This window comes from Planomonospora alba (assembly GCF_039534085.1).
Lineage (GTDB): Bacteria > Actinomycetota > Actinomycetes > Streptosporangiales > Streptosporangiaceae > Planomonospora_B > Planomonospora_B alba.
Genome location: NZ_BAAAUT010000159.1, coordinates 1 through 1,062, shown reverse-complemented (window position 1 = coordinate 1,062; position 1,062 = coordinate 1). Strand labels below are relative to the sequence as shown.

1 protein-coding gene is annotated in these 1,062 nt (G+C 72.8%); it reads left to right on the top strand.

What is annotated here, in order from left to right:
• The coding region (locus tag ABD823_RS34400) for a cytochrome P450 family protein (RefSeq protein WP_344867141.1) at positions 1-1,062 on the top strand (1,062 nt) is incomplete at both ends.

The following is a 1,062-nucleotide window of genomic DNA, read 5'->3' as shown; positions in this document are numbered from 1 at the left end:
ACGCGCTGGTCGTCACCAGCCACCGCGCCGCGGTCACGCTGCTCAACGACAGCGCCACCTACAGCAAGGACAGCCGCAACTGGGCCGCCCTCAGCAGCGGGCAGGTACCCCCCGACAGCCCCGTCCTGGCGATCATGGGCTACCGGCCGAACCTGCTGTACGCCGACGGCCACGAGCACGAACGGCTGCGCAGAGCGATCGAAGACTGCGCGGCCCGCATCGACCTGCACGCGCTGCGGGAGACCGTCCAGCGCCACTCCCTCGGCCTCATCGCCCGCTTCGCCCCGGCCGGGCACGCCGAGTTGATGACCGAGTTCGCCGACACGATCCCGCTGCTGGTCTTCACCGACATCCTCGGCTGCCCCGCCTCCATGGTCGGCCGGATGGTCACCGGCTGCCAGGTCCTCATGAGCGGCGGTCCGGACGCGATGCAGGGCGCGGCCGACTTCGCCCGATGCCTGGCCGAGCTCATCGAGACGAAGCAGAGCACCCCGGGGCGGGACTTCACCTCCTGGATGCTCGCCCACCCCAACCGGCTCACCTCCGAGGAGATCCTCCACCAGCTGTTCTGCTTCGTCGGCGCCGGCGTCATCCCCACCGCCGCCTGGATCGCCTCCGGCCTGCGGCTGCTGCTGGAGGACGACGCCTACGCCGGAGACCTGACCGGCGGCGCGGTCACCGTGCGGCGCGCCATGGAGAAGGTGCTGTGGACCCGCTCGCCGATGGCCAACTTCAGCGTGCACTACGCCCGGCGCGCCACGATGCTGCACGGCGCCCCCATCCCGCCCGGCGTGCCGATCCTCATCAGCCACGCCGCCACCGGCACCGACCCGGACCTGCCGCCGGGTCTCGGCTACGACAACCGCTCCCATCTGGCCTGGTCCGCCGGCCCGCACCGCTGCCCGGCCGACGGCCACGCCGCCGTCATCGCCCAGACGGCGATCGAGACGCTCCTGGACCGGCTCTGGGACCTGCGGCTCACCGCGACCGACGTGCCCAACCGGCCCGGCCCCTTCCACCAGTGCCCCGCCGCGCTGCACGTCGCCTTCCGCCCCCAACCGG